This is a genomic window from Pseudoduganella violacea (assembly GCF_014191875.1).
GTDB lineage: Bacteria > Pseudomonadota > Gammaproteobacteria > Burkholderiales > Burkholderiaceae_D > Rugamonas > Rugamonas violacea_A.
Genome location: NZ_JACHXD010000009.1, coordinates 74,836 through 95,520, shown reverse-complemented (window position 1 = coordinate 95,520; position 20,685 = coordinate 74,836). Strand labels below are relative to the sequence as shown.

Here is a 20,685-nt window from a genome sequence, read left to right as displayed (position 1 = left end):
TACCACTTTCCGCAAAGAAGACCCATGCTGCAAACTCCGCTGACGATACAAAGGCTGTATGACGATAACCGCGAGACTTTGCAGCTGGGATGGTTCGCCGGCTTTCCCGGCGGCGAGCGCCTGATCTCGGGCGATGTGGCGTCGGCGGCCGACCAGGTCGGCCACTTGAATACGATTCACCCGGGCCGCATCCAGGTCTTCGGCCACCAGGAAATCAATTACTACCAGCGCCTGAAATCGCTGACGCGCGCCCATGTGATCGGCGAGCTGATCGCGGGCGGCCCGCCGGCCCTGATCATTGCGCAAGGCCTGGAAACGCCGCCCGACATCCTCGCCATCTGCGACGAGAAAAATATTCCCCTGTTCTCCACGCCGCTGGCGGCGGCCCAGGTGATCGACTTCCTGCGCGTCTACCTGTCGAAGAAGCTGGCGCAGCGCGTCATCATGCACGGCGTGTTCATGGACGTGCTGGGCGTGGGCGTGCTGATTACCGGCGACTCGGGCCTGGGCAAGAGCGAGCTGGGTCTCGAGCTGATTTCGCGCAGCCACGGCCTGGTGGCCGACGACGCGGTGGAGTTTTCGCGCATCGCGCCGAATATGATCGAAGGCCGCTGCCCGCCGCTGCTGCAAAACCTGCTGGAAGTGCGCGGCCTGGGCCTGCTCGACATCAAGGCCATCTTCGGCGAGACGGCGGTACGGCGCAAGATGCGCCTGAAGCTGATCGTGCACCTGGTGCGCCGCTCGGCGCTGGAAGAGGAAGTGGAACGCCTGCCCTTCCAGTTCCCGACCGAGGACGTCTTGGGCCTGCCGATCCGCAAAGTCGTGATCCCGGTGGCGGCCGGCCGCAATATCGCGGTGCTGCTGGAAGCGGCCGTGCGCAACACCATCCTGCAATTGCGCGGCATCGATACGCTGCAAGAGTTCATGGAACGGCAGCGTCAAGCCATGAGCGGAGATTGAATGCTGCTAAGGAGTGCGCCCTTGCAAGGGCGCACCGTTCCGCAGGCGCGCGGCGATGCCGCACCAATTCCCTGCTTCACCAACGTCAAGCCATGAGCGGCGACTGATACGTGCGCGCAGTGAATCAAGCCGCAAGCGAGGTTAAAACACCGGCTTTTTCGGGTATCATGCCCGCATGCGAATCGTCCTCATTACTGGTATCTCCGGCTCCGGCAAATCGGTAGCCCTGAACGTCCTCGAAGACACCGGCTACTACTGCGTGGATAACCTGCCGCCGGCCCTGCTGGCGAATCTGGTGGTCACGCTCGGCACGGAAGGCACGGAGGCGCTGGCGGTCGCGGTCGACGCGCGCAGCGCCGCCTCCCTGGCCAGCCTGCCCGGCGATATCGAGGCCTTGCGCTCCCTCGGCCATGATGTGCGCGTGATGTTCCTCACCGCGAGCACGCATTCGCTGGTGGCGCGCTTCTCGGAAACGCGGCGCAGCCATCCGCTCTCGCACCAGCTGCGGCCCGGCGACAATCCCAATGCGCGCCGCACCCTGATCGAATGCATCCTGGAAGAGCGCGAGCGCCTGTCGGCCATCCAGCAGTTGGGCCATGTGATCGATACTTCGGAATTGAGCGCCAACAAGCTGCGCGCCTGGGTCAAGGATCTGGTGCACAGCGAGCAGGCGCCGCTGACCCTGTTCTTCGAATCCTTCGCCTTCAAGCTGGGCGTGCCGCTCGACGCCGACTTCGTGTTCGACGTGCGCGCCGTGCCGAACCCCTATTACGACCTGGCCTTGCGCCCGCTGACCGGACGCGACGCGCCGGTGATCGCCTTCCTCGACGCCCAGCCCAGCGCCGAGGAGATGTTCCAGGATATCCGCAACTTCATCGCCAAATGGCTGCCTTCGTTCAAGAACGACAACCGCAGCTACCTGACTGTGGCCGTGGGCTGCACCGGCGGCCAGCACCGTTCGGTGTATATGGCCGAACGGCTGGCGCGCCATTTCCAGGCCGGCGAGCAGGTCGTGCTGCGCCACCGCGAACAGTAAGGCTTCTATTTCGACCAGTGCACGACCTCGATCTGATGCTGATCGGGGTCAAACACCATGGTGCCGTAGTACTTTTCATTGATGTCCGGCCGCAAACCAGGTTCGCGCAGCTTGCTCGCGCCCAGCTCGATGGCCTTGCTGTAGAAGGCTTGCGCCGCTTCCTGCGAGGGCGCCGTGATGGCGACGTGGGCGCGGTGCCCCACCAATGCATCGCCGTTCTGCGCCGGATAAATGGCAAAGCTCCAGTGGCCGTTGGCGCCGAAAATGACCTGGCCGCCATCCTGGTGCTGGACGCTATAGCCCAGCGGCTCCAGGCAGGCGGTGTAGAAGGCCAGTGCGCGCGGCAGGTCGCGCGTGCCGATGGATACGTGGTCGATCATGATGTTCCTCCCTCAAAAATGGTCAGAACATCATACTGAGCGGCGCAGAAACGTTTTCTTGAAAACGCCCTCCGCGACGCAACAATTTCTCTTAGCGCTCAGGGCGCGAGATGGCGTAGCGGGTGCGCGTGCTCCGGCCAGGCCGGCTCGAAGAAGCGCGCCACAGCCTCGGCCGACACTTCAGCCAAGGTGGGCGGATTCCAGCGCGGCTGGTTGTCCTTGTCGATGACCAGGGCGCGCACGCCTTCCAGCACTTCCCCATGTTCGAAATTGCGGCGCACCAGATTGCGTTCCAGGCGCAGGCAGTCGGCCACGCCGAGCGCGGCGCCACGCTTCAGCAGTTCCCGCGTCACGCACATCATCAGCGGCGAACGCTGCTCCATGGCGCGCAAGGCTTTCTGCGCGAAATCGCTGGCATCGCCGCGCAGCGACTCCATCACGGCGGCGACGCTGGCAGCGGCGAAATGGCGGTCGATCAGGGCGCGCTGCGCTTCCAGCTCGCTGGCGCCGGCCTGGGCGCGCAAAGGCGCGGCAAAGGCTTCGATGGCAGCACGCAGCTGCGCTCCCGGCGTGGCGTCGATCAGGGCTGCCAGCGCGGGCATATCGCTGTCCGGGACGTAGTGGTCGGCCAAGCCCAGATACAGGGCGTCGGCCGCGCCGACCGTGAGGCCGGTCAGGCCCAGGTACATGCCCAGTTGGCCCGGCGCGTGCGAGAGGAAATGGCTGCCGCCCACGTCGGGGAACAGGCCGATATTCACTTCCGGCATGGCCATCTTGGTGCGGTTGCTGACGATGCGCACGCCGCAATCCGGCCCGCCCTGGGCGATGCCCATGCCGCCGCCCATCACCACGCCGTCCATCACGGCGATATAGGGCTTGGGATAGAAATGGATTAAATGGTTTAGCGCATATTCCTCGGTGAAGAAATCCTCCAGCAGGGCGCTGCCGCCTTGCGGCGTCTGCTGCCCGACCTCGTAGAAGAAGCGGATGTCGCCGCCGGCGCACAAGGCCTTCTCGCTGCTGCTGCGGATCACCACGGCGGCAATGGCGGCATCGCCACGCCAGGCCAGCAGGGCTGCGCTGAGCGCGCGCACCATATCGAGCGAGAGGGAATTCAGTGCCTTGGGACGATCCAGGGTGATGATGCCGGTGCCGTTGCTGACGCGGGTGTGGACATATGCGCTCATGAGGTCTCGCCAAAATTTGAGGAAGCTTATTCTAGCGCGGCATATGGATTTACGGCGGATACAAAAAAGGGCGCTGATGCGCCCTTTTGTCGGTGCTGCCTGGCCCTGGTATCAGGTGGCGGAGGCAGATGCTTCTTCGTAGGTGTCCGGCAGGCGCTTGATAGCGGCGTGGCTATGGTCCTGGAGTTTGGCTTTGTGCTTCATGACCTGGCGATCGAGCTTGTCGATAAGCGTATCGATGGCGGCGTACAGGTCTTGCGACAGGCTTTCCACATACATGGTCTTGCCGGAAACGCGCAGATTGATTTCCGCTTTTTGACGTTTTTCTTTCTCGGTGAGGTTATCTACAGTCAGGATGACAGCAATATCAATTACATGATCGAAGTGGCGTTTGATACGCTCCAGCTTGTTCTGCACGTATTCGCGAATCGCTGGGGTCACGTCGAGATGATGTCCACTGATGGTGAGATTCATACACACTCCTAAAGATGATGTCGCTACAAGTTCGTGCGCGCCCAATCTGGCCGGGCTGGCAGGAACCCAGGCACTACAAAGATTTGCGGAGACTAACTGGCGGGATCTTCAATGCTTCGCGATATTTGGCAACAGTGCGTCGCGCAATTACCATGCCTTGTTCTCCCAGCATGTCCGCAATCTTACTGTCGGATAAAGGATTTTTCGGGTCTTCTGCTCCTGTCAATTGCACAATCAGCGCCCGTATCGCCGTGGAAGAAGCTTCGCCCCCCGCTTCCGTCGCGACATGGCTGCCAAAAAAATATTTCAACTCAAACATGCCATGGGGGGTGAGCATATATTTTTGAGTTGTTACGCGAGAAATAGTGCTCTCGTGTAGTCCCAGTGTATCAGCAATTTCACGCAACACAAGGGGTCTCATGGCCACCGCGCCGTGCGAGAAGAAATTCTTTTGGCGCTCCACGATGGCCTGCGCCACGCGCAAAATGGTGTCAAAGCGCTGGCGCATATTCTTGATCAGCCACTTCGCCTCCTGCAGCTGGGCGCTCATCTGCGTTTCGCCCTTCCCCTGGCGCAGCAGGCTGGCGTACAGGGAATTCACGCGCAGGCGCGGCATCACATCGTTATTCAACATGACGATCCAGCCGTTGCGGCCCTTCCTCACCACCACGTCCGGCACCACATAGTCCGACACGTCGGCGGCGAAGGCGGCGCCGGGATGCGGATTGCACTGGCGGATCACTGCCTGCGCTTCGCGCAGGTCTTCATCGTCGCAGTCGAGGGCTTTTTTGAGCTTGGTGAATTCGCGCTGGGCGAACCAGGCCAGGTGCTTTTCGACGATGCACAAAGCCATGCGCCGCGTCACCAAAGGCACGCCGGGCAGGCGGCGGATCTGCAGCGCCAGGCATTCGGCGGCGCCGCGCGCGCCGACGCCGGCCGGATCGAAGCTTTGCAGCAGGGTGAGCGAGGTTTGCAGCTCGTCCAGCTCCACATCGAGTTCCAGCGGCAGGCGCGCGTGGATTTCTTCCAGGCTCTCGTCCAGATAACCGTTGTCGTCCAGCGCATCGACGATCAGCTCCATCAGCGCGCGGTCGCGCGGCTCCTGCAGGGTGACGCGCATCTGCTCCAGCAAATGCTCGCGCAGGCTGCAGTGGTGGGCTTCCAGCTGGGGACGGGCGTCGTCGTCTTCGGGCGCCTTGCCGCGGCCCGTATCGCCCCAGTCGCCATCGGCTTCGGCCACACTCTCGCTCTCGCCGCCTTCGTAGGCCGGTTCGGCCTCGGCGGCCGGCGCCGGCGCATCGGCCGGCGCGGCATTGTCCGGCGCCGCGTCGCCGGCGGCCGGCGCCTGGCTGATGGCGCCGTCGGCCAGCAGCCGCACGGAACGGTCCAGCGGATCGTCAAGACGCTCCAGCAGGGGATTGTCAGTCAGCAGCTGTTCCAGTTCCTGATGCAGTTCCAGCGTGGACAGTTGCAGCAGACGGATGGACTGCTGCAACTGCGGCGTCAACGCGAGGTGTTGCGAGGTGCGCAGTTGCAAAGACTGTTTCATGGCTTTACATGCGGAAGTGTTCGCCCAGATAAACGCGGCGTACCGATTCGTCGGCGATGATGTCGTCCGGACGGCCGGAGGCCAGCACAGAGCCTTGGTTAATGATGTAGGCACGATCACAAATGCCCAGGGTCTCCCGCACATTATGGTCGGTAATCAGCACGCCGATATTGCGCTCCTTCAGGAAACGCACAATCCGCTGGATTTCGATCACTGCGATCGGATCGACGCCGGCAAACGGCTCGTCCAGCAGCACGAAGCGCGGATTGGTGGCCAGGGCGCGCGCGATCTCCACGCGGCGCCGTTCGCCGCCCGACAGCGACAGGGCCTGGTTCTCGCGCAGTTTCTCGATCTGCAGGTCAGCCAGCAGTTTTTCCAGGCGCGCGTCGATTTCCGTCTTGGCCAGCGCCTTGCCGTCCACCTTTTGGATTTCCAGCACGGCGCGGATATTCTCTTCCACCGTCAGCTTGCGGAACACCGACGCTTCCTGCGGCAGATAGGACAGGCCGAGCGTGGCGCGGCGGTGGATCGGCAGGCTCGATACATCGGTGCCGCCGATGTCGATGCTGCCCGCGTCCGAGGCCACCAGGCCCACGATCATGTAGAAGGACGTGGTCTTGCCGGCGCCGTTCGGCCCCAGCAAGCCGACCACCTCGCCGCAGTCGACCTGCAGCGACACGTCATGCACGACCTGGCGCTTGCCATAGCTTTTTTGCAGGCCGCGCACGACCAGGGTATTGCCCTTGCATTGAGCCTGCATGCTTATTTCCCCGCGTTCGGCGTGGTGGCCGGCGCAGCAGGCGCCGCGGCAGGCGGTTCGGTGCGGGTCGGCTGGATCACCATGGTGCCGCGGCCGCCGCCCGGCTTGGATTCGCCGGTTTCGCTATTCTTCACGGTGAAGAATTCCTTGCGGCTGTCGTAGGAGATGAACTCGCCCTGCACTTCGTCGCTCGGCTTGCTGCCTTCCAGGCGCTTGATCTTGGCCTTGGTGAACAGCTTCACCAGCTCGACCTTCTCACTGTATTCGATGCGTTCGGCCTCGCCTTCGATCCACTGGTCGCCGACACCGTCGCGCTTCTGGCGGAAGGTCGCTGCCTTGCCGCCCGCGCCGGTCAGGGTCACGAACTGGTAGCCCTCGGGGTCCTGGCGCACCACGGCTTTTTCGGCGTGCATGCGCAGAGTGCCGCGCGTGATGACCACGTTGCCGGTGGCGATCTTGAGCTGTTTCACATCATCCACGTCCAGATTGTCGTAGTTGATTTCCATCGGCTTGTAAGAGTCGGCTTTCTCGGCCTGGCTCATGCCGGCCATGCCAAGCAGGATGGCGGCCGTCAGCAGAAATTTTTTCATTGAATTTCCATTCTCTTGGTATTGATTAGTGCTGCTTAGGCGGCAGCACCAGCGTGCCGCGGCCTTTCAGCGTCAGCTCGCGGCTCGCGTTATTGCCACGCAGGCCGCTGCCGCTGGCACGGGCTTCGCCCTGGCGGATCTGCACCGGCTGGTCGGTTTCCATGCGGTCCTCGTCCGGATAGATGGTCAGCGCCTCGGTGCGCAGCTGGAAAGGCTGGCCCTTGGCGGCGGCCGCGCGGTCGATCTGCACGTCCTTGGTCAGCACGACGCGGCTGTTATTGTCGTCCACGCGCGCGTGCTGGGCGCGCATGTCCATCGGCGGCTGCTCCTTGCTGCTCAAGCTGCGCACCAGCGGCTTGTCGATCTCGGAAGAGTCGTCGACCGGACGGTGGGTCAGCTTGTCGCCGGAGATGATGTAGTTGGGGCGTCCATCCTTGCTCATGCGGACAAAGCTGAACTCCTCCACGATGTAGTCTGGTTCATTCAGGCGCTGGCTGGCCTGGATCTGGTCGCCGGCCTGGTTCATCAGCTGCAGCAGCCAGAAGCTGCCGAAGGCGAGGAAGAGCATGGCCATCATCACGATGGACAGGCGGAAGCGGTGGGCGGTACGCTGGCGCATCGGGCTGTCCTTTGTCAGACCAGGAACTGGGCCAGAATCTGTTCGTAGCTGCCCTGGGCGCGCAGCAGCAGTTCGCTGGCTTCGCGCACGGCGCCGCGGCCGCCGCTGGCGGCGGTCACATGGTGCACGCGCTGCAGCACCTCGGGACGGCCGTTCGGCACGCCGATGGCCAGGCCGACGCGGCTCAGGATCGGCAGGTCCACCACATCGTCGCCGATGAAGCCGACCTGCTCGGCGGTGAGGCCGGTCTTGGCCAGCAGGTCCATGAAGGGCGTCAGCTTGTCATGGCCGCCCTGGTGCACGAATTCGATGCCCAGGTCCTTGGCGCGGGCCGTCACCTGGGGCGAGCGGCGCGCGCTGATGATGGCCGTCAGCACGCCGGCCTGCTGCAGGAATTTGATGCCCAGGCCATCGTGCACATTGAAGGTCTTCATCAACTCGCCTTCGGCGCCGTAATGCAGGCTGCCGTCGGTCAGCACGCCGTCGACGTCGAAGATCATCAGCTTGATTTTGGCGGCGCGTGCCAGCACGTCCTGCTTGTCGATGCCGCTCATCAGATCACCTTGGCGCGGGTCAGGTCATGGATGTGCAGCGCGCCCACCAGCTTGCCGGCGGCGTCCACCACCAGCATCTGGTTGATGCGGAACTGCTCCATCACGGCGACGGCGTCCACCGCCAGCTGGTCGGGGCCGATGCTGCGCGGGTTGGCGTGCATCACGTCGCGCATCACCACCTTGCTGAAGTCCTGCACCTTGTCGATCATGCGGCGCAGGTCGCCGTCGGTGAAGACGCCGGCCGGACGGCCGTCGGGGTCGACCACGGCGGTCATGCCCATGCCCTTCTGCGTGATTTCCAGCAGCGCGTCGGGCAGCACGGTATCCAGGCCCACGGCCGGAATGGCGTCGCCGCTGCGCATGATGTCGCGCACATGGGTCAGCAGGCGGCGGCCCAGCGCGCCACCGGGGTGGGAGCGGGCGAAGTCTTCTTCCTTGAAGCCGCGCAGGTCGAGCAGCGCGACGGCAATCGCGTCGCCCAGCGCCAGGGTGACGGTGGTGCTGGCGGTCGGCGCCAGGTTCAGCGGGCAGGCTTCCTTGGCGACGGAGACGTCCAGGTGCACGTCGGCCAGCTGCGCCAGGCTCGACTCGGGCTTGCCGGTCATGGAAATCACCACGCCGCCCATGCGTTTCACCACGGGCAGGATGGCCATCAGCTCCGCGCTTTCGCCGGAGTAGGAAATGGCGATAAAGGCATCGTCGGAGGTGACCATGCCCAGATCGCCGTGGGCGGCTTCGGCCGGGTGCACAAACAGGGCCGGGGTGCCGGTGGACGCCAGGGTGGCGGCGATTTTGCGGCCGATATGGCCGGATTTGCCGATGCCGGACACCACGACCCGGCCCTTGCAATTTAGCAACAGCGACACGGCCTGGCCCACGCTCTCGTCGCTGGCCAGGCGGGCATGCAGCGCGGCCAGGGCGTCGGTCTCGATTTGCAGGGCTTCGCGCGCCAGTTCCAGGGCGCGTTTGGCGGTGTTCGCGTCAAAAGCTTTCAGCATTGTTTTTTCATGGGTTACACTCATGCCCAAAGTATAGCCGAATTGGGAAAGCAAAAAACTTGCCAGACAAAACAAAGCACGCATCCGGCTACGTCCGGCGCTGGAATCGAGGCCGCCATGTTCTCTCCCCTTGAACTGACCCTGCTGCTGCTCGGCAGCGCCGTCCTGGGCGTGGTGGCATTCCGCATGCTGCACCTGCCGCCCATGCTCGGTTATCTCGCGGTGGGCATCCTGATCGGCCCGCACGCCCTCGGCCTGGCCGAGGAAAGCCCCGCCACCCACGCCCTGGCCGAATTCGGCGTGGTGTTCCTGATGTTCTCCATCGGCCTTGAATTCTCCCTGCCCAAGCTGATGGCCATGCGCAGCATCGTGTTCGGCCTGGGCATGGCCCAGGTGGGGCTGACCATCGTCTCCACCATGGCCTTCGGCTGGCTGGTGTCGATGGTGCTGCCGGCCTATCTGCAAATCAGCTGGCAGGCCGCCTTCGCGCTGGGCGGCGCGCTGGCCATGTCTTCCACCGCCATCGTCTCCAAGATGCTGACCGAGCGGCTGGAGCTGGAAAGCGACCACGGACGCAAGATCATCGGCATCCTGCTGTTCCAGGATCTGGCCGTGGTGCCGCTGCTGATCCTGATCCCCTCCCTCGCGCAAAACCCCGAGAACCTGGCCGCCACCCTGGGCTGGGCCAGCCTGAAAGCGGTGATCGTGCTGGTGCTGCTGCTGTTCATCGGCCAGAAGCTGATGCGCGGCTGGTTTACCATCGTCGTCAAGCGCCGCTCGCAGGAGCTGTTCATGCTCAACCTGCTGCTGGTGACCCTGGGCGCGGCCTGGATCACCGAGCGCGCCGGCCTGTCCATGGCCCTGGGCGCCTTCGTGGCCGGCATGCTGATCTCGGAGACCGAATATCGGCACCAGGTGGAAGAAGACATCAAGCCTTTCCGCGACGTGCTGCTGGGGCTTTTCTTCATCACCGTCGGCATGCTGCTCAACTTCCGCGTGGTGATGCAGAACTGGTGGCTGGTGCTGATCCTGCTGGCCGGGCCGGTGCTGCTCAAATTCGCCCTGATCGCCGGTCTGGCCAAGCTGTTCGGCTCCTCCGACGGCACCGCCATGCGCACCGGCCTGGGACTGGCCCAGGCCGGCGAATTCGGCTTCGTGCTGCTGAATGTGGCGGGCGGCGTGCAACTGATGGACGGCGCCCTGATCCAGGTGGTGCTGGCCTCGATGGTGCTATCCATGCTGGCCGCGCCCTTCCTGATCGAACAGTCCGACCGCCTGGTGCTGAAATTCTCCAGCAACGAGTGGATGATGCAGTCGCTGAACCTGACCAAGATCGCGGCGCGCAGCATGGCCACGCAACAGCATGTGATCGTGGCCGGTTTCGGCCGCAGCGGGCAAAGCCTGGCGACCTTGCTGACGGAAGAGAAGATCGACTACCACGCGCTCGACCTGGACCCGGAGCGGGTGCAGGAGGCGCAGGCCGCCGGCGCCAACGTGTCCTACGGCGACGCGGCGCGGCGCGAAAGCCTGGTGGCGGCGGGCGTGACGCGCGCCGCCGCCCTGGTCATCACCTATGCCAGCACGCCGTCGGCGCTGAGGGTGCTGCATCTGGTGCACGAACTGGCCCCGAACCTGCCGGTGATCGTGCGCAGCCATGACGACACGGACCTGGACCGCCTGAAAGCGGCTGGCGCGGCCGAAGTGGTGCCGGAACTGATGGAGGGCAGCCTGATGCTGGCCTCGCACGCGCTGGTGATGCTGGGCGTGCCGCTGCGGCGCGTGGTGCACCGCGTGCAGGTGGCGCGCGAAGAGCGCTACGCCTCGCTGCGCGGCTATTTCCACGGCGCCAGCGACAGCGGCGAAGAGGCCGACCTGGTGCGCCTGCATTCGGTGGCGTTGGCGGAAAACGCCTCCTGCGTGGGCAAGGCCTTGTGCGATGTGCAGATGAAAGAGACCGGGGCCGAAGTGGCCGGCATCCGGCGCGGCAAGCTGCCGCTGGACGTGACGCCGGATACGGTGCTGGAAGCGGGCGATGTGGTGGTGCTGCGCGGCGGCGCCGAGGAAGTGGCCCGCGCCGAAACCCAGCTGTTGATTTAGTGCGGCTGGTAGCGGATCACGCGATTGCGGCCGCCCTCTTTCGCCTGGTACAGCGCTTCGTCGGCGTGGGCGATCAGTTCCAGCGCCACCTGTTCGGCCGGGCGGTCTTGCTCCGGCTGGCCCAGGCTGGCCACGCCGATCGAGGCGGTAATCGATACCTGCAAACCCTGCGCTAATTCGATCAGGCTGGCAGCCACGCCGGCGCGGATGCGTTCGGCCACGAAGGCCGCGCTCTCCAGATCGGCATCGATCAGCAGCACCACGAATTCCTCGCCGCCGAAACGGGCCAGCGCGTCCGACAGGCGCAGCTCGGCCTTGATGCGGGCCGCCACTTCGCGCAGCACATCGTCGCCGCCCTGGTGGCCGACGGTGTCGTTGACGCGCTTGAAGTGGTCGATGTCGATGTACATGAAGGAGATCTGGTAGTTCTGGCGGCGCGCGCGCGCGATCTCTTCGAGCAGGCGGCGGTCGATGTAGCGGCGGTTGTAGACGCCGGTCAGCGAGTCGGTCAGGCCGATGTACTTCAGCATCTCGTTGCTGATCACGTTTTCCAGGCAGATGGCGATGATCGAGGCCATATGCTCGATAAAGTCCGTGCCCAGGCTGGGCGTGAAGCGGGTGGGGTCGACGCTGCCCAGATTCAGGCTGCCGATGATGCGCTTATTGCGCAGCAGCGGCACCAGGGCGACGCTCTGCAGGCCTTGCGGCGCCTGCGGGAAGTGGCGCGCGTGGCGGGCCGCCTCGTACATGCACAGCAGGGGGCGCGGCGCCTGGGCGGCAAGATTGCGCGGTTCCAGCTCGAAACCCAGTTCGTCGATGCTTTCGGCGAACAGCAGATCGGGGAACTGGGCGAAGTCCACGCCCAGCTTTTCCATCACGGTGTGGATGTCGGCGTCCTCGTCGATCAGGGTCAGGGTCACGCTCTCCAGCTCCGAGATCACGGGCAGGGTGCGGAAGATGGTGCTCACCAGCTCGGGGAAATTGGAGGCGCCGACGATCTCCAGGTCGAAAGCCTGGTGGCGCGTCATGATGGAGTGGTTGCGCTCGGCCTGCTCCAGCAGATAGGCCAGGCGCGCGCGCAAGGCCTGGTTTTCTGCCGCCAGGTCGGTTTGCGGGGGCTGTATGCCCGTAACTTGCTGCCTCATATCCATCTGCCTTGAATGCCGCCCAAAATAGCGTTCAAAACGCCAGTGTAACCTCGATTTCCTGGCCGACGCGCAAACGTTCGCCATCGCCTTCCAGTACCACGCTATTCATGCCGAAGCATAGCGCACCGTCCACCACTTCCTTGGCACGATAGCCCGCCATCAAATCCAGCGGATCGGGGCCGAATTCGCCCTTGTTCTGGTCCACCGACGGGATCGGGCAGCGCGAGCAGGGCTTGGCCGCTTGCAGCACGATAGGGCCGAGCTGGAAAGTGTCCACATAGTCTTCCTCATACGCGTCCAGGCCCGCCACCACCAGATTGGGACGGAAGCGGTTCATGGGAATGGCGTCGCGGCCGGCGGCGCGCAGGCGGCCGTTCAAATCTTCCAGCGAGGCGGCGCCGGCGATCAGCAAGGGATAGCCGTCGGCGAACATGGTGGGATGGCGGGCGCCGGCGGTCCATTTGCCGCTGGTCAGGCGCTCGCCTTTGGCGTGGAAGCGCGCCAGGCGGCAGGGAATGCCGAGGAAGCTGCTGAACCAGGCGGCCGTGGTGGCGTCGCAGTCGTAGGCCAGCACGCGGTCGTCCCAGACCTGGACTTCCAGGGTGGGCGCCAGCTCGGGGTCGGGCAGGCCCAATTCGATTTCCAGCTGCAGCATGCCGGGCGCGCGCAGCTCGAGCGTCTCGCTTTTCAGGCGCGGCACGATCAGGGCCATGCGCGGATGATCGCGCTGGGTCAGGAACATGCCATTCTCATCGACCACCACCCATTCCCGGTCATACACCTGTTCCGTCATCAGGCCGGAACGGGTCAGCGTGGCTTCGTGCAGAACGATGCCGGCGCAGGATTTGATGGGATAAAGGGTGATTTCGCTGAGGATTGCCATGGATGCCGCCGCGGCGGCAGGCTTATGCCGCTGCCGCTTATGATTATTCAGGCTTCAAGTATGGCAGCAAAGCGCCCGGCAGTAAATCGCCGGGGCGCTTTCTCTTCGGCTTAAGCCTGGATTCAGGCGTCAGCCTTGGGCTTCGGTTTGCGCGGCAGGCGGCTGCGCGCAGGGGCTTTATGCGTGCCGGGCTTCGGCACGCGCTTGGCGGCAGCGGCGTCGCTAGCTGCATCTGGCCCCTCCGCCGCCGCGACCGCAGGAGCCGCCACGGGTGCCGCCACGGTTTCCGCAACAGCTTCCGGCTGCGCCTCGGCGACAACTACGGCCGCGCCTTCCGCCGCCTGTTCGGCTGCCTTGGCGGCCTTGCTGGTGCGGGCTGGCTTTTTGACTGCAGTCTTGCGCGCGGCGGGCGCGCGCTTGGCGGCGGCCTTGGCAGGCTTGGCTTTCGCCTCCGGCGCAGGCGCTTCCTCGGCTGGGGCTTCGGCTGGCGCGTGCTCAAGCGCTTCCCCCAGCGGCACAGCCTCTTCGCGCTGCGGCGCTGGCGTTTCGGGCCAGACGCTGGCTGGAGCCTGGGCTTCGGCGTCGATCACGTCCGCCCCGGCGTTCGGCTGCACGACTTCGTGCTGCTCGCCGCCACGGCGGCTGCGGCCGCCGCGGTTGCCGCGTCCGCGGCGCTGTTCGTTGCGCTCGCCATCCTGCTGCGACGGCGCTTGCTGCGCTGCCGGCGGCTGGGCGGCTTCGCCGTCCGCGCTCTCGGCAACGACGGGCTGCACCGGACCGCTGCCGCGATACACGTAGGCGCCGGATTTTTCGTCACGGCCGAATTCCAGCAGGCCGCGCGCCTTCATCTCTTCCAGCAGATTGCCGAAGGTGCGGAAGCCGTAATAGGACTCGCTGAAATCCGGCTTGCGGCGCTTGATCGCCTCTTTCAGCACCGATGCCCAGATCTTGCCGCTGTCGCCGCGCTCGGCCACCAGGGCGTCGAAGGTGGCGTAGGCGATGTCCACGGCCTGGCTGCGGCGCTTGTCCATCTCTTCGCGGCGGCGTTTTTCCTCTTCCGGCGAGCGCTTGGGCTGCTGCGAGTCGCGCGAATCGCGCTTGGCGGCACGGCGGCTTTCGCGCACCAGGTCGTCGTAGAAAATGAATTCGTCGCAGTTGGCAACCAGCAGATCCGAGGTGGAATCCTTCACGCCGACGCCGATCACCTTCTTGGCGTTTTCGCGCAGCTTGGACACCAGCGGCGAGAAATCGGAGTCGCCGGAAATGATGACGAAGGTGTTCACGTGGGCTTTGGTGTAGCACAGGTCGAGCGCATCGACCACCATGCGGATATCGGCCGAGTTCTTGCCGGACAGGCGCACGTGGGGAATTTCGATCAGCTCGAAGTTCGCCTCATGCATCGGCCCCTTGAAGCCCTTGTAGCGGTCCCAGTCGCAATACGCCTTCTTGACCACGATGCTGCCTTTCAGCAGCAGGCGCTCCAGCACTGGCTTGATGTCGAATTTTTCGTAGTTGGCGTCGCGCACGCCGAGGGCGACGTTTTCAAAGTCGCAGAACAGCGCCATGCTGACGGTATCGTTGGGTGAAGCCATGTGTCTTGTTATCTTCAGTGATCGGTGGAAGGTGGCGGGTGATTATACAGCCAGCGCCGAACCGGCCCGCTTACTGATGTATTCTTGTCAAAGCGGACACCCGCGCCAACCTTAAGGATTGCCCATGAAAACCGCCTTCGCCGCCCCCCTGCTTGCCGCCTGCCTCGCCCTGCCCTTCGCCGCCTGCGCCCAGTCCCCGGCCGCCGACCAGGCCTTCCGCGCCAAGGTGAATGACTTTGTCGACGGCTGGCACAAGGACGCGGCCAACGCCGATCCGGCCTATTTCGACAAGATGGCGCCCGAGGGCATTTACATCGGCACCGATAAATCCGAAGTGTGGACGCGCGACGCCTTCAAGGTCTGGGCCAAACCCTATTTCGACCGCAAGAAGGCCTGGGCCTTCACGGCGCAAAAGCGCAATGTCTATTTTTCTCCCGACAAAAAATATGTCTGGTTCGACGAGCAGTTGAATACGCAGATGGGCACCTGCCAGGCCAGTGGCGTGCTGCGCAGCACGGAGAAGGGTTTCCTGATCGAGCACTACCAGCTTTCGCTGGCCGTGCCCAATCCGCTGATGGATAAATTCACCAAGGCGGTTGCCGCACACGAAGGCAAGGACGCATCAAAATAAGCTTTATTCCGTCTCGCTGAAATAGCGGCTGGGCGTCACGCCGAAGCTGCGTTTGAACATGGCGATGAAGGCGCTCACATTGTCGTAGCCCAGATCGAGCGCGATGGCGGTGACGGAGCGTTGCGCCGCCAGCATTTCCAGCGCCCGCATCAGGCGCGCGCGCTGGCGCCAGTCGGCGAAGCTGAATCCCGTTTCGGACAGAAAGCGGCGTGCCAGCGTGCGTGGCGCCATGCCGGCCCAGGCGGCCCAATCCTCCATGCGGCGCTTGTCGGCCAGGTCGGCGGCGATGGCCTGGGCGATGCGGCGCAGGCGCGCATCGGCGGGCATCGGCAACACCAGCGAGGCGCGCGGCAGGCTGGCCACTTCATCCAGGATCACGCCCGCCACGCGCTGGCGCGCCGCGTCGAACTCTCCCTCCACCCATTGCGCCGCGCGCAGCACCGCCTCGCGCAGCAGGCCGGAAGCCTGCATCACGCAGGGCTGGCGCGGCAGGCCGGCGCAGGCCGCGTCATCGACATACACGCTCCAGCCGGCGAAAGCGCCGTGCGAATGCAGGGAATGCGGACAGTGCGGCGGCACCCAGACCGCATGCGTGGCGGGCACCACCCATAGGCTATCGCCCGCGCCCACCGTCAGCAGGCCGCGCTGGGCGCCGAACAATTGGCCGCGCGCGTGGCTGTGCGAAGCGGTGATGCGCCCGGCGTCATTTTGGACCAGGAGCGCGCTGAGAAAAGAGGTCATTGGCTGAAATGCGGTATTGATTGTCCATTTTAGCGCAGACCAGCCAAAACTCCCGCCCTATCATGGCTTCACCATCAACCAAAAACGGAGCAAGCCATGCTGAGCAAAACCTGGATGCAAAACGCGCTGAATGAAGTCCTGCAGCCGCAGGCCACTACCCAGACCTACGAAAAATACTTCGACCCGGATTATGTGCAGGTAGTGGACGGCAAAACCCTGGACTACGCCGAAGCCACCCACCATTTCGCCATCGTGCGCGACAAGATGAAATCGCTGCGCATCGTGATCGACGACTTTGTCGCCAGTGGCGACACCATCGCCGAAAGCCACATCGTCGACGGCGAGACCAAGGAAGGCGAGACCGTGCAGTTTGAAGTCATCGCCATCACCCGTCTCAGGGATGGCCGCATCTGGCGCCTGAACGAACTGACGCGCCAGATCAAAGGCGGAGAGCATAGCCGCGATCTCGGCTCGCGCACCTGAGCCACCGCCTGCGCGATGGCGGAGAGTGCGCTAGAGTAGCGTCCTTCCGCCAACGAGGGCCACGCATGACCGACGACCAGCTCTATCACGATCCCGAACTCGCCCAGTTCTACGATGCGGAAAACGCATGGACCGAGGGGTTGGAGTACTGCCGCCGGCTGGCCGCGTCCCGCGCCTCGGTGCTGGACCTGGGCTGCGGCACCGGCCTGTTTGCCGCCACGCTGGCGCAAGAGGGCCGCTGTACCGTGACAGGCGCCGATCCCGCCGCCGCGATGCTGGATATCGCCAGGGCGCGCGGCGGCGGCCATCTGGTGCGCTGGCTGCCGGCCGATGCCCGCACGCTGCGGCTCGATGAACGCTTCGACCTGGTCGTGCTGACGGGCCACGCCTTCCAGGTCTTCCTGACGCGCGAGGACCAGGCGGCCGTGCTGCGCACCATCGCCAGCCATCTGCAACCCGGCGGGCGCTTCATCTTCGACAGCAGAAATCCGCTGATGGAGGAATGGCGGGAGTGGACGCCGGACCAATCGCAAAGAACGTTGACGCATCCGCGGCTGGGCGCCATCGAGGCATGGAACGATGTGTCGCGCGACGCGGCGAGCGGCATAGTCAGCTACGACAGCTACTACCGCGTGAAGGACGGCGGCCGCCTGTATTCGGCGCGCTCGCCAATCGCCTTCCCCGCTCAAGAGCAACTGGCCGAACTATTGGAAGAAGCAGGCCTGAGCGCCGCGTCATGGCTGGGCGGCTGGGACGAGCGTCCTTGCACCGCCGAGGCGCCCGAGATCATCGCAATGGGAACGCTGCGGGCATAAGCAAAGCGTCCTCACTCCCGCGGCGTCCACTGGATGATGACGATGCCGCTGAGCAGGATCAGCGCGCCAAGCACGCCGTACCAGCTCATTCGTTCGTGCAGGACGAGCACGGCCAGGATGGTCGCGACCAAGGGCTCCAGCAGGCTGGCGATGGCGCCGCCGATGGCGCCCGTGCCCTTCAGGCCATTCAGGAAAAGCGTCTGCGCCAGGGCGGTGGGAATCGCCGCCACGTACAGCAGCATCGCCCAGCCCGACCAGGAATAGCTGAGGTGCAGCCCTTGCTCCGGACCGAACGGCAAGAGCAGCAGCGCGCCGATCGCAAAACCAATGGCCCCCGCGTGCGAGGCGCTGCAAACGCTGCCGGCGGCGCGGGCGGCCAGCACATAGAAGGCCTGCAGCAAAGCGCATGCGACAGCGATCGCCACGCCGGCCCAGAAGCGATAGGTATCCGGATTCAAGTCCGTGGGCAAGCCGACCAGCAGTATGGTGCCGCCGATGGCGGCGGCCAGGGCCACCAGCGTACGGGCATGCAAGCTCTCCCGATACCACAGCACCGAAATCAGCGCCACAAAGATGGGCGCGCCGCAAATGCTGATCAACACCGAAATGGCCACGCCGACGCGCTCGATCGCCAGCACATACGTCAACTGGTAGAAGGCCATGCTGCCCCCCAGCGCCAGCAGGATAAGCAGCCCTTTCGGCGTCAGCGGCGTCAGCCAGGCGCCCGTATACAGGCGCGCCATCAGCAATAGAAACGGCACGGACAGTGCCAGCCGCAGAAAGCTGATCGACACCGCATCCGCGCCGCCAACCGCCCCCAAGGATTGAAAGACGAGGCCTGTGGTTCCCCACAGCGCGGCGGCGGTCAGCACCGATATCCAGCCGCTTTTCAGAGAACTGACGCCACCACCAGGCGCCAACTGCTGACTTGAGCTCAAGCGTCCCATTTCGATGCCCCTTAAAGAGAACCTGCTTGCGTTATCGTCCCCCGCCGCTTGTGGCTTGCGGGGACGATCCGCAGCTATAATTAACTCCACCGTCAACGATGTCATCATAGTCAACGTTGACACCAGTGTCAAATTGAGAAAGAGCGGGGGCGGGTATGGTGATGACCAGGCAGTTTGATGAGGAAGTCCTGCTGGGCAAAGTGCTGAACGTGTTCTGGGTCAAAGGCTGGCAGGCCACCTCGATGAGCGACTTGGCCAGCGCCGCCAGCGTGCAGCGCGGCTCCCTCTATCACGCCTACGGCGACAAGGAACGGCTGTTCCTGCTCGCCTTCGATCGCTATGCGGAACAGGTATTGGCGGCATCGCGGGCCGCGCTGGCGGCGCCAACGGCCCGGGTCGCCTTGCAGCGCTTCTTCGAGGTTTCGATCGCCAGCATGACCATGGATACGCCGCCACGCGGCTGCTTCACGACCAAAACGGCGATGGAAAGCGGGCAGAGTGGCGCGGAAATCCATGGCCGGGTGTGCGCCCTGACGCAGGGTCTGGAGGCAGCGCTGGTCGAGGCGCTCGCGCGCGACACGGTGCGCCCGTCGCTCGCCATGTCCCCGGCAGAGGCGGCAAAGCTCATCCTGGCCTTCACGCGTGGGCTGGCCGTAATGGAACGGCTTGCGCATGGCCCCGAGCAGTTGCAGGCTTTAAGCCAGAGCATGGTCGCCCTGATCGCCACGGCATAACGGCAAGGCTGCGGATATACGCGCTACGCCAGCGCATCATCGCGCTGCTTGAGCACGCGGTCGATCAAGCCCCATTCAACGGCTTCCTCGGCCGTCATGAAGCGGTCGCGGTCCAGGGTACGTTCGACATCCTCGTAGCTGCGGCCGCAATGTTCGGCGTACAGGCGCGTGACGCGTTGCTTGGTGCGCTGCATTTCCTCGGCGTGGATGAATATATCCGAAGCCTGGCCCTGGAAGCCGCCCAGCGGCTGGTGCACATGCAGGCTGGCATTGGCCAGCGCCACCCTTTCGCCTGGCGCGCCCGCCATCAGTAGGAAGGACCCCATGGAACGCGCCGTTCCCATGCACAGCGTATGCACCGGCGATTGGATGTACTGCATGGTGTCGTACATCGCCAAGCCGCTGGTGATGACGCCGCCGGGCGAATTGATGTAAAGGTAAATGGGCTTGTGCGGATTCTCGGCTTCAAGGAACAGCAGCTGGGCGCAAACCAGGGCCGATACCGTGTCGTTCACCTCGCCGTTCAGGAAAACGATGCGCTCGCGCAGCAGCCGCGAGTAGATATCGAAGGACCGCTCGCCGCGGCCGGACTGTTCGAGAACCATAGGGACGAGCTGCATCATTTCGCGCATTGGCGAACTCCTTTCTCGCTGATTGAGGGAGAGCCTGGCTAGGGCGTCAGGCCAGCATCATGTACGGGCCGGCATCGTTGGCTGCCGGCGGTAGTGCGCGCGGCAAGCGTGCATCGCTCAGGCCATGGATGATGCACAGCAGGGTGCCGCCATCCTGGCCGGGACTAATCTGGAAAGTCACCACGCTTTCGAGGAAAGGCGGCGCGTCGTCCTGCATGCGGTAGCTGACTTCTTCACCCGCGACCGAGGCAAGCGGTTCGGCATCGGCCAGCGCGCCATCGGGTAGCCAGCGCTCGCGGAAGGCGGGGATGCTGACGGCGCGCCACACCTTCTCGGGCCGCGCATCGAGCGCGTATTCCTGCACCAGTTCCTGCTTTGCCTCTTCGGCTGCCATGTCGCTCATTGGTCCATGTCCTTTAGCAAATCCTTCAGCGCGTCGATCCGCGCCGGCCAGTACAGGCGGTATTTCGCCAGCCAGCCGGCAATCAGCGCCAGGCCTTCGGGATCAACCTCGTAGTTGACGAAGCGGCCCTGCCGCTCCTCGCGCACCAGCCCCGCATTGCGCAAGACCGCAAGATGCTGGGACATGGCCGACTGGCTGATCTCCATGCCTTCGCGCAAAGCGCTGGCATTCATGCTGCCCGCCGCCAGCTTCTCGAAGACGGCGCGGCGGGTGGGATCGGCCAGCGCCTTGAAGATATCGTTTTCAACCATGAAAACACATTAGCAAATACTAATGTATTGTGCAAGCACTTCTCTCGCTTGAGCTTAGTTGGAGGTAGGGTGATACAAGATTCGAAAGCGCTTTGCCTGCATGGCCAAGCGCTTATCCCAGGTCCAAAGCTGAGCGCCCGGACTCAGCAGGGCTGACATCA

24 protein-coding genes are annotated in these 20,685 nt (G+C 64.2%); 7 read left to right on the top strand and 17 right to left on the bottom strand.

Annotated features, from left to right (window positions below; genetic code table 11):
* Positions 1-24 precede the first annotated feature (24 nt).
* Positions 25-960 (top strand): HPr(Ser) kinase/phosphatase, encoded by a 936-nt coding sequence (gene hprK, locus FHS03_RS16465; RefSeq protein WP_050409690.1) that lies wholly within the window; start codon positions 25-27, stop codon positions 958-960.
* Between the two features lie 175 nt (positions 961-1,135).
* Positions 1,136-1,996, top strand: coding sequence for an RNase adapter RapZ (rapZ, locus tag FHS03_RS16460; RefSeq protein WP_183442009.1), 861 nt, complete (start codon positions 1,136-1,138; stop codon positions 1,994-1,996).
* A 5-nt stretch (positions 1,997-2,001) separates the two neighbouring features.
* Here the strand turns inward: rapZ and FHS03_RS16455 are convergent, their stop codons facing one another.
* The 9 genes from FHS03_RS16455 to FHS03_RS16415 all read right to left on the bottom strand — a co-directional run bounded on the left by FHS03_RS16455 (position 2,002) and on the right by FHS03_RS16415 (position 9,107).
* Complete coding sequence (locus FHS03_RS16455) at positions 2,002-2,376, bottom strand: VOC family protein (RefSeq protein ID WP_183442008.1); 375 nt, start codon at positions 2,374-2,376, stop codon at positions 2,002-2,004.
* A gap of 98 nt (positions 2,377-2,474) precedes the next feature.
* On the bottom strand, positions 2,475-3,563 hold the full coding sequence (locus FHS03_RS16450) for an enoyl-CoA hydratase/isomerase family protein (RefSeq protein WP_183442007.1): 1,089 nt from the start codon (positions 3,561-3,563) through the stop codon (positions 2,475-2,477).
* A 111-nt stretch (positions 3,564-3,674) separates the two neighbouring features.
* Positions 3,675-4,037: a ribosome hibernation-promoting factor, HPF/YfiA family gene (gene hpf, locus FHS03_RS16445; protein ID WP_183442006.1), complete on the bottom strand. Its 363-nt coding sequence runs from the start codon at positions 4,035-4,037 to the stop codon at positions 3,675-3,677.
* Positions 4,038-4,110: 73 nt separating this feature from the next.
* Positions 4,111-5,586, bottom strand: coding sequence for an RNA polymerase factor sigma-54 (locus tag FHS03_RS16440; RefSeq protein ID WP_183442005.1), 1,476 nt, complete (start codon positions 5,584-5,586; stop codon positions 4,111-4,113).
* A gap of 4 nt (positions 5,587-5,590) precedes the next feature.
* Positions 5,591-6,346, bottom strand: a complete 756-nt coding sequence (lptB, locus tag FHS03_RS16435; RefSeq protein WP_183442004.1) for an LPS export ABC transporter ATP-binding protein — start codon at positions 6,344-6,346, stop codon at positions 5,591-5,593.
* A gap of 2 nt (positions 6,347-6,348) precedes the next feature.
* Positions 6,349-6,936 (bottom strand): lipopolysaccharide transport periplasmic protein LptA, encoded by a 588-nt coding sequence (lptA, locus tag FHS03_RS16430; RefSeq protein ID WP_183442003.1) that lies wholly within the window; start codon positions 6,934-6,936, stop codon positions 6,349-6,351.
* Positions 6,937-6,961: 25 nt separating this feature from the next.
* Entirely contained in the window at positions 6,962-7,555 is a 594-nt protein-coding gene (gene lptC, locus FHS03_RS16425) for an LPS export ABC transporter periplasmic protein LptC (RefSeq protein ID WP_183442002.1), read from the bottom strand.
* 14 nt (positions 7,556-7,569) lie between these two features.
* Positions 7,570-8,109 carry a KdsC family phosphatase gene (locus FHS03_RS16420; protein WP_183442001.1) on the bottom strand — a complete coding sequence of 180 codons (540 nt, stop codon included), beginning with the start codon at positions 8,107-8,109 and terminating at the stop codon, positions 7,570-7,572.
* Complete coding sequence (locus tag FHS03_RS16415) at positions 8,109-9,107, bottom strand: KpsF/GutQ family sugar-phosphate isomerase (RefSeq protein ID WP_183442000.1); 999 nt, start codon at positions 9,105-9,107, stop codon at positions 8,109-8,111. The genes FHS03_RS16420 and FHS03_RS16415 overlap by 1 nt, the downstream gene beginning before the upstream one ends.
* A gap of 117 nt (positions 9,108-9,224) precedes the next feature.
* Between FHS03_RS16415 and FHS03_RS16410 the strand changes: the two genes are divergently transcribed.
* Entirely contained in the window at positions 9,225-11,204 is a 1,980-nt protein-coding gene (locus FHS03_RS16410) for a monovalent cation:proton antiporter family protein (protein WP_183441999.1), read from the top strand.
* Here the strand turns inward: FHS03_RS16410 and FHS03_RS16405 are convergent.
* From FHS03_RS16405 to FHS03_RS16395, 3 genes are all read right to left on the bottom strand, one after another.
* A complete protein-coding gene (locus FHS03_RS16405) occupies positions 11,201-12,349 on the bottom strand; it encodes a GGDEF domain-containing protein (RefSeq protein WP_183441998.1) in 1,149 nt (382 codons plus the stop codon). The genes FHS03_RS16410 and FHS03_RS16405 overlap by 4 nt on opposite strands.
* Before the next feature lie 34 nt (positions 12,350-12,383).
* Positions 12,384-13,235: an MOSC domain-containing protein gene (locus FHS03_RS16400; RefSeq protein WP_183441997.1), complete on the bottom strand. Its 852-nt coding sequence runs from the start codon at positions 13,233-13,235 to the stop codon at positions 12,384-12,386.
* 122 nt (positions 13,236-13,357) lie between these two features.
* A complete protein-coding gene (locus tag FHS03_RS16395; protein WP_183441996.1) occupies positions 13,358-14,827 on the bottom strand; it encodes an NYN domain-containing protein in 1,470 nt (489 codons plus the stop codon).
* 124 nt (positions 14,828-14,951) lie between these two features.
* Here FHS03_RS16395 and FHS03_RS16390 point away from each other — a divergent pair, with 124 nt between their 5' ends.
* Positions 14,952-15,458 carry a nuclear transport factor 2 family protein gene (locus FHS03_RS16390; RefSeq protein ID WP_183441995.1) on the top strand — a complete coding sequence of 169 codons (507 nt, stop codon included), beginning with the start codon at positions 14,952-14,954 and terminating at the stop codon, positions 15,456-15,458.
* A gap of 3 nt (positions 15,459-15,461) precedes the next feature.
* Here the strand turns inward: FHS03_RS16390 and FHS03_RS16385 are convergent, their stop codons facing one another.
* Positions 15,462-16,199: an AraC family transcriptional regulator gene (locus FHS03_RS16385; RefSeq protein WP_183441994.1), complete on the bottom strand. Its 738-nt coding sequence runs from the start codon at positions 16,197-16,199 to the stop codon at positions 15,462-15,464.
* Between the two features lie 96 nt (positions 16,200-16,295).
* On the opposite strand from FHS03_RS16385, the gene FHS03_RS16380 reads away from it, so the two are divergent.
* Both FHS03_RS16380 and FHS03_RS16375 read left to right on the top strand, forming a co-directional pair.
* The gene (locus tag FHS03_RS16380) at positions 16,296-16,682 is read left to right on the top strand and encodes a nuclear transport factor 2 family protein (RefSeq protein WP_183441993.1); all 387 of its coding nucleotides are present in this window, start codon (positions 16,296-16,298) and stop codon (positions 16,680-16,682) included.
* Positions 16,683-16,747: 65 nt separating this feature from the next.
* Positions 16,748-17,497, top strand: coding sequence for a class I SAM-dependent methyltransferase (locus tag FHS03_RS16375; RefSeq protein WP_183441992.1), 750 nt, complete (start codon positions 16,748-16,750; stop codon positions 17,495-17,497).
* 11 nt (positions 17,498-17,508) lie between these two features.
* Here the strand turns inward: FHS03_RS16375 and FHS03_RS16370 are convergent, their stop codons facing one another.
* On the bottom strand, positions 17,509-18,444 hold the full coding sequence (locus FHS03_RS16370; RefSeq protein ID WP_183441991.1) for an EamA family transporter: 936 nt from the start codon (positions 18,442-18,444) through the stop codon (positions 17,509-17,511).
* A gap of 161 nt (positions 18,445-18,605) precedes the next feature.
* On the opposite strand from FHS03_RS16370, the gene FHS03_RS16365 reads away from it, so the two are divergent.
* Complete coding sequence (locus FHS03_RS16365; RefSeq protein WP_229426249.1) at positions 18,606-19,178, top strand: TetR/AcrR family transcriptional regulator; 573 nt, start codon at positions 18,606-18,608, stop codon at positions 19,176-19,178.
* Positions 19,179-19,201: 23 nt separating this feature from the next.
* Here the strand turns inward: FHS03_RS16365 and FHS03_RS16360 are convergent, their stop codons facing one another.
* Genes FHS03_RS16360 through FHS03_RS16350 form a run of 3 tightly spaced genes read right to left on the bottom strand, consistent with a single transcriptional unit; the run spans position 19,202 to position 20,524 of the window.
* Positions 19,202-19,810: an ATP-dependent Clp protease proteolytic subunit gene (locus FHS03_RS16360; protein WP_183441989.1), complete on the bottom strand. Its 609-nt coding sequence runs from the start codon at positions 19,808-19,810 to the stop codon at positions 19,202-19,204.
* Between the two features lie 46 nt (positions 19,811-19,856).
* Entirely contained in the window at positions 19,857-20,213 is a 357-nt protein-coding gene (locus FHS03_RS16355) for an SRPBCC family protein (protein ID WP_183441988.1), read from the bottom strand.
* The gene (locus tag FHS03_RS16350) at positions 20,210-20,524 is read right to left on the bottom strand and encodes an ArsR/SmtB family transcription factor (RefSeq protein WP_183441987.1); all 315 of its coding nucleotides are present in this window, start codon (positions 20,522-20,524) and stop codon (positions 20,210-20,212) included. The genes FHS03_RS16355 and FHS03_RS16350 overlap by 4 nt, the downstream gene beginning before the upstream one ends.
* Positions 20,525-20,685 lie beyond the last annotated feature (161 nt).

Excerpts from the sequence above, each read along its gene's own strand:
- hprK (WP_050409690.1), top strand. The coding sequence starts at position 25 with ATGCTGCAAACTCCGCTGACGATACAAAGGCTGTATGACGATAACCGC.
- rapZ (WP_183442009.1), top strand. The coding sequence starts at position 1,136 with ATGCGAATCGTCCTCATTACTGGTATCTCCGGCTCCGGCAAATCGGTA.
- FHS03_RS16455 (WP_183442008.1), bottom strand. The coding sequence starts at position 2,376 with ATGATCGACCACGTATCCATCGGCACGCGCGACCTGCCGCGCGCACTG.
- FHS03_RS16450 (WP_183442007.1), bottom strand. The coding sequence starts at position 3,563 with ATGAGCGCATATGTCCACACCCGCGTCAGCAACGGCACCGGCATCATC.
- hpf (WP_183442006.1), bottom strand. The coding sequence starts at position 4,037 with ATGAATCTCACCATCAGTGGACATCATCTCGACGTGACCCCAGCGATT.
- FHS03_RS16440 (WP_183442005.1), bottom strand. The coding sequence starts at position 5,586 with ATGAAACAGTCTTTGCAACTGCGCACCTCGCAACACCTCGCGTTGACG.
- lptB (WP_183442004.1), bottom strand. The coding sequence starts at position 6,346 with ATGCAGGCTCAATGCAAGGGCAATACCCTGGTCGTGCGCGGCCTGCAA.
- lptA (WP_183442003.1), bottom strand. The coding sequence starts at position 6,936 with ATGAAAAAATTTCTGCTGACGGCCGCCATCCTGCTTGGCATGGCCGGC.
- lptC (WP_183442002.1), bottom strand. The coding sequence starts at position 7,555 with ATGCGCCAGCGTACCGCCCACCGCTTCCGCCTGTCCATCGTGATGATG.
- FHS03_RS16420 (WP_183442001.1), bottom strand. The coding sequence starts at position 8,109 with ATGAGCGGCATCGACAAGCAGGACGTGCTGGCACGCGCCGCCAAAATC.
- FHS03_RS16415 (WP_183442000.1), bottom strand. The coding sequence starts at position 9,107 with ATGCTGAAAGCTTTTGACGCGAACACCGCCAAACGCGCCCTGGAACTG.
- FHS03_RS16410 (WP_183441999.1), top strand. The coding sequence starts at position 9,225 with ATGTTCTCTCCCCTTGAACTGACCCTGCTGCTGCTCGGCAGCGCCGTC.
- FHS03_RS16405 (WP_183441998.1), bottom strand. The coding sequence starts at position 12,349 with ATGAGGCAGCAAGTTACGGGCATACAGCCCCCGCAAACCGACCTGGCG.
- FHS03_RS16400 (WP_183441997.1), bottom strand. The coding sequence starts at position 13,235 with ATGGCAATCCTCAGCGAAATCACCCTTTATCCCATCAAATCCTGCGCC.
- FHS03_RS16395 (WP_183441996.1), bottom strand. The coding sequence starts at position 14,827 with ATGGCTTCACCCAACGATACCGTCAGCATGGCGCTGTTCTGCGACTTT.
- FHS03_RS16390 (WP_183441995.1), top strand. The coding sequence starts at position 14,952 with ATGAAAACCGCCTTCGCCGCCCCCCTGCTTGCCGCCTGCCTCGCCCTG.
- FHS03_RS16385 (WP_183441994.1), bottom strand. The coding sequence starts at position 16,199 with ATGACCTCTTTTCTCAGCGCGCTCCTGGTCCAAAATGACGCCGGGCGC.
- FHS03_RS16380 (WP_183441993.1), top strand. The coding sequence starts at position 16,296 with ATGCTGAGCAAAACCTGGATGCAAAACGCGCTGAATGAAGTCCTGCAG.
- FHS03_RS16375 (WP_183441992.1), top strand. The coding sequence starts at position 16,748 with ATGACCGACGACCAGCTCTATCACGATCCCGAACTCGCCCAGTTCTAC.
- FHS03_RS16370 (WP_183441991.1), bottom strand. The coding sequence starts at position 18,444 with ATGGGACGCTTGAGCTCAAGTCAGCAGTTGGCGCCTGGTGGTGGCGTC.
- FHS03_RS16365 (WP_229426249.1), top strand. The coding sequence starts at position 18,606 with ATGACCAGGCAGTTTGATGAGGAAGTCCTGCTGGGCAAAGTGCTGAAC.
- FHS03_RS16360 (WP_183441989.1), bottom strand. The coding sequence starts at position 19,810 with ATGCGCGAAATGATGCAGCTCGTCCCTATGGTTCTCGAACAGTCCGGC.
- FHS03_RS16355 (WP_183441988.1), bottom strand. The coding sequence starts at position 20,213 with ATGAGCGACATGGCAGCCGAAGAGGCAAAGCAGGAACTGGTGCAGGAA.
- FHS03_RS16350 (WP_183441987.1), bottom strand. The coding sequence starts at position 20,524 with ATGGTTGAAAACGATATCTTCAAGGCGCTGGCCGATCCCACCCGCCGC.